Source organism: Acidovorax sp. Root219 (assembly GCF_001428665.1).
Lineage (GTDB): Bacteria > Pseudomonadota > Gammaproteobacteria > Burkholderiales > Burkholderiaceae_C > Acidovorax.
Genome location: NZ_LMIJ01000012.1, coordinates 1 through 5,051 on the forward strand (window position 1 = coordinate 1; position 5,051 = coordinate 5,051).

6 protein-coding genes are annotated in these 5,051 nt (G+C 67.2%); all 6 read right to left on the reverse strand.

The window, feature by feature from the left end; genetic code table 11:
* Positions 1 to 1,307: hypothetical protein (locus ASE28_RS15000; protein WP_200963949.1), on the reverse strand; the 1,307-nt coding region annotated here is incomplete at its 3' end.
* Positions 1,276 to 2,322, reverse strand: coding sequence for a hypothetical protein (locus ASE28_RS15005; protein ID WP_162262252.1), 1,047 nt, complete (start codon positions 2,320 to 2,322; stop codon positions 1,276 to 1,278). The genes ASE28_RS15005 and ASE28_RS15000, both read right to left, overlap by 32 nt.
* A 116-nt stretch (positions 2,323 to 2,438) precedes the next feature.
* Positions 2,439 to 3,317, reverse strand: a complete 879-nt coding sequence (locus ASE28_RS15010) for a hypothetical protein (RefSeq protein WP_057203432.1) — start codon at positions 3,315 to 3,317, stop codon at positions 2,439 to 2,441.
* Positions 3,314 to 3,868, reverse strand: coding sequence for a hypothetical protein (locus ASE28_RS15015; protein WP_057267323.1), 555 nt, complete (start codon positions 3,866 to 3,868; stop codon positions 3,314 to 3,316). Before ASE28_RS15015 ends, ASE28_RS15010 begins: the two co-directional genes overlap by 4 nt.
* Positions 3,869 to 3,877: 9 nt before the next feature.
* Entirely contained in the window at positions 3,878 to 4,786 is a 909-nt protein-coding gene (locus tag ASE28_RS15020) for a hypothetical protein (RefSeq protein WP_057267324.1), read from the reverse strand.
* 3 nt (positions 4,787 to 4,789) lie between these two features.
* Positions 4,790 to 5,051 (reverse strand): hypothetical protein (locus ASE28_RS15025; RefSeq protein ID WP_162262253.1); only part of this gene is annotated, 262 nt, incomplete at its 5' end.

The following is a 5,051-nucleotide window of genomic DNA, read 5'->3' on the forward strand; positions in this document are numbered from 1 at the left end:
CCCAGTTTGGGCCCCAGGTCCGAAAGGCCCAGGTTGGAGAAATCATCAGCTGCAGCTCCAGGTCCCGCACCATCGAACTCCTTCACGCCATTGTTGACTGTCGCAGTTTCAGTCCCTGCCGGATCGCCTGCCAGATTGTTGTCTGCAAGTATTTTTTGAGCAAGTGCCGCTTCGTTGGCCCAGACCGTGACCTCCTTTTTTCGCACCTTCACATTGGTAACTCCACCGTTGCGAAGAACCGCGAGGATTTTCTTGGGATCGCCCTTGATCTTGAGCGCACCCGTTTCGAGCTTGGTTGCCACCATCGGCGCGGGCCGTGCAGTGGTTGATCGCGCATCCTGCACTGGCACAACCTGGTCCTCGTGATCAGTCGTTTGCGCCGTTGGCAGTGGTGCTGGTGCTGCCAATGCCTGCTTCGCCCTCTCGACACTGCCGGCCGTCACCACAACCTTCCCCGGCCCATCCATCATTGCGCCTTTGGGGATGCCCGCGCCCTCAAGCCACTGGCGCACCGCCTGGGTGTCTCCCTCCACGTCGAGCATGCCGCCCTCGCGCATCGTCATCTGCACCGGTGGTGGCGGCTGCCTTACCGCATCGGCAGCAGCGCCAGGCTGCGGCTGCGCCAGCACCTGCTGGGCCCGTGCGGCCTGCTCGGGTGCTACCCATACGCTGTCGGTCCACATCCACACCTGATCTACCCCGGCAGCGCGCAGTCGCTTGTCCAATTGCCAAGGGTCTCCTTCCACGCTCAGCGTGCCTTTGTCGGACAGGTGCATTGCGCCAACAGGCGCTTCCACCGCAGCATCAGCAGTCGACTCGGGCGCGGAAGTGCCTTGGGGGAGTGCCACATGCGAGTACGGCACGATCTCCTGCTGTGCATCTGCAACTTCAGCACCGGTCTGATGCGCGATCGTCCCAGCCTCGCCCCCGGGCACAGCGGGTGCCGCCAATTCGTCCATATGGCCGCTTGGCAAGGGCTGCGCATTCCTTTCCATGGATGAAGAGTCCACCGCCTGCGGCACGGCCGAGGCGACCGGGGTCACCGGCTGGCCTTGCACCAGGGACCGGAGCAAGTCGTCTCCATACCCACTGCCGCGCTCTGCAGCGCCCGCCGAGTTATCCAGCACGGGGTTGTAGGCATCGGGTGGGCCTTGCTGCGCGTGGCCCACCGGGCTATCCGGGCCGGGGCGATGGGGTGCAGCCTGTACCCGGGTTCCTTTGGAACCGCTCGGTACTGTGCCAAGGACGCCCCCGACAAGTGCGCTGCGGCCGGCGTCATCGAGCAGGCCCTTGTCCTTGCCCGACACATGGATGTCGACAGCGTTGCCGCCGATGGTGTTGAACGACTCCTGGATGGCCCCCGGTCAGGCCCTTGGTAGTGATCTCGGCGCCGGTCGCCAGAAGGCGCTTGCCGGCATCGGCCAGTACCTGGGCGCGCACCGGCGCCGGGATATGGAGCACCATGTCCCTGATCGCCTGCCCCGCGGTCAGTGGCAGCTTCTCGGATGCCAAGGCCAGCCCTCCCTTGAGCGCAGCGGCCATGGCGCCATCGCCCTCCGCATAGGCCGACCCCGCCGCGCTGGCCGCCATGGGCGCCGACAGGCTGGACTGCGCGCCAGGCACCATCATGGCCGCGAGAGCCTGCGCTGCAGGCAGGGAGTTGCCTGCCAGTTGGACCGTCATCCAGCGGCCGAACTCGCCGTTGTCCCAGGCTTGCGCCGGGCCTTGGCGCGACAGGGTGGAGGCGTAGCCTTCGCTCATCTGGCGCAAGTCATCCACCAAGGGCATGTTGGGTACACGGCCGAATACGGGAGAGCCGCCGCCATCGACCAGGACCTTGTTGACACCCTCGGTGACCAGCCCAGCCGCCACCGACGGGACATTGAGCGTCCCCGCCAGCGAACTCGCCGCGCCCTGCTTGAGGGCGGCCTTGACGGGGTTGGCTTCGGCATAGGCCTGCACCCTGTTCAAGGGCTTAGGTGCCCGCATCTGTGGCGAATTGGCCATGCGCTGGCGCTGCTCGACGGCTTCTGCATAGTCGCGGCGGGAGAGTCTTTCGGCCTCGGCCAGGTCCATGCCTCTCGCAGCGCCGACCACATCGGGGCCCTCCAGCACGCTCTTCCACTCCGGGCGCGGACCATTGGACGCCTCGATGGCCGGCCTCATCCAGGGCATCACTGCTGCGGCAGCACCTTTCACCAGGCCGTAGGCCTGGTCTGCAGCGTCCGACAGGATCGACGCCTGCCTGGGCGCATCCGTCCTGCGCGGGTCATCCACCTTGCGGCCATCCTGTGCGCGCGCGGCCGGCTCCATATCCACCATTGAAGTCGCCTGCCTACCATCGCCAGGCCCCAGCGCCACCAGCTCGAACGCAGACCAATCAATGCCTGCATTGGAAACCTCTGGCTCCTCCACCAGTTCGAAGCGGGACCAATCCATCACTGCGCTTTCGCCAGGGGCTCGGGCCGGCCATTGCGCACGATGTACCGCTGGCCGCTGGCGTCGCGGACCACCGTTCCGTCCTGCGGCGCGGACGACAGCGGCCGGCGCGCACCAGCGCTGGTGCTGGCGCCCACCCGCGAGCCAGTGCCGGCCTCGCCGATTTGGACCGGGGCCGTGGGGCGCAAAGCCGGCTCAGGCCTTGGACGCTCACTCGGGCGCTCGGGCTGCACGGCGCTGCTGCGCTGGAAGGCCGCAGCAGCATCGAGGGCAGAGCCGCCGCCCTGCTCCACGGCCACGGCACTGGCCTCCCCCCGGTCGTTCAGCCCGAACTGCCGCTCTCCCCGCGCATGCACGTCGAGCTTGCCCGGGTCCAGGAACAGCGTGTACAGCCGCTGCAATGCCTGCGCGCCCTTCTCGCGGTCGTAGGCGGCGCGCTCCAGCGTGGTGGTGGGCGGCGCAGCGTCCATGCTGCCGGCCCGGTCGTAGCGGGCAAAGTCGCCGGCCGTGGGGGCCACGGCGTTCATCACGGGCATGCCAAAGCCCACGTCGGCCAGGCGCAGGCCGGCGTCTTCATGGACGGCACGCACGCGGTTGACCAGGTCCTGCCGTTGCTCGGGCGTCCGGGCGCGGGCGGCTTCCTCCATCAGGTTGAAGCCCTTGCCGCTGCCAGCACCACCAGCGGACCCGACCCGCGTCTGCTCCTGCTGCCACTGCCGGTCGGCCGTGCGTTGCTGTTGCAGCTCCAGCGCGGCCTGCTGCTTGTCCTGCAGCAGCGCGCGCTGTGCCTGCAGTTTCTCATCGTCGACCGCCATGGCCGACATGCCGCCGCCCACGCCCTGCAGCGTGCCGCCCAACAGGTTGGCGAAGAAGCTCATTGCATACCCCCTTGCAATGGCTGTGGTTGCTGCTGCGCCATCTGCGCGAGGTTCAGGCCCTGCGGTCCGGGTGCGGGCCCGGGCGCCGGCAGCGGCTGGCCACCGGGTGGAGCACCGGGTGGTGGCATCAGCCCGTCCTCGGCATCCATGCGCAGGTACTCGGCGATGGACTCCTGCATCACCTGCTGCAGGAAGGGTTCGAGCTGCTCGTCGGGCACCATGCCCGCGTCGTTGGCCAGGGCGGCGATGTCCTTGACGAACTGCACGCCCACGTGCAGCAGCACGGCCGGGTCCACGGGCTGGCCGGCCTTCTCGGACTGCTGGGCCAGGAAGCGCAGGGTCTGCGTGCCGAACTTCACCGCTGCGCCGGCAGGATCGATGTCCATTGCGCCCTTCCATTCCACCGCAGACTCGCCCAGCAACTGGCGAGCGCGGCCCAGCAGCATGTCGAACTGGGCCTGCTGCTCTGGGCTGGCTGGGGTCTTGCCGCCGGTCGTGCCTGTGGTGGGCGCTTGCGCGGGCGCACCCTGTGCCATTTCGTTGAGGTTCATGGTCGTCCTTTACTGCACGATGCGGGTGGTGGGTGTGTAGCTGTAGCGCTGCTTCTGCCATGCCAGCTTTTTCTCCTCGGCCTTGGCGTTGGCCGCGCCGCTGATGCCAGCGCCCACGCCCTTGATCACTTCGCCCACGGCCTTGTCGTTGCTGAGCAGCTTGTCGAAGAAGCTGCCCGGCTTGGGGGCCGTGGTGCTGATCGTCTTGGGTGGCTCCACGCCCTTGCTGATGTCGCCTGCCTTAAGCTGCTGGTCAGAAGAAGCCCTGGACACTGCCGCATTGGTTTCAGCCGCAGATGGAGCGGTAGAGGCTGGAGCGGGGGCGATGTCGCGCGCGGCGCCCGAGTTCTCAGCTGTCCTGGCGGCCTCCACCACAGCCTTTGTGTCAGTACCCAAGGGCTGGCTGGTGTTGGCCAGGTTCACCCCCTTGGCGGGCCCGATGGAGTTGAGCTCGACAGAGTTCATGTCGCCTGGGCTGTAGGTGCTGTTCCCCAGACTGTCCGTGGTACCCGAAAAATCACCCATGGCTAAGCTGCCCAAGCCATCCGCAAGGTCGAAAGCTCCCGCCGCCGAGTTCGCACCGAAGGCGGTGGTTCCATCGAGCATCGCCTTGGTGCTCAGCGCGCCACCAGCTTCTGTCAGGCCTGCGGTTTCACCCCCGCCACCGAACCCTCCGTTGACAGCCCCGTACACCGCTCCTGCAATGTTGATCACCTTGACCATGTCCTCGCCGAAGACCTTGGAAGCCGCCTTGTTGACCTTGTCATTGATGCCGGTGACCTGAAAGGCAATGGACGCTACCGTGGAAACCACGGTGGCGGCTGCCGCTGATCCGATGGCGGCAGTCAGGCCCACGGCAGAGGCAATGGTGGCAGTGGCGCCCGTGTAGGCCATGATGATGGGGATAACGACGGCCATGGATCAGCTCTCCAGTGCGGACACGTAGGCCGTGCCCATGACGCCAAAGCCCCGGCGGGCCATGACCTTGTTGAAACGTGCCGGATCGGCGATGCCGGCGTAGTCGTGCACCACGAACTGCACAGCCCGCATGCGCGTGGCCCAGCCCTGCAGCGCCGCCAGCAGGCGCAGGCCCGAGCCGTCCTCGGCGTACCAGAGCAGCTCGTAGGCGGTCTGCCGGCGGTTGAAAAGACCGGGCTGCACGATGCCCGCGATCAGGCCGCGC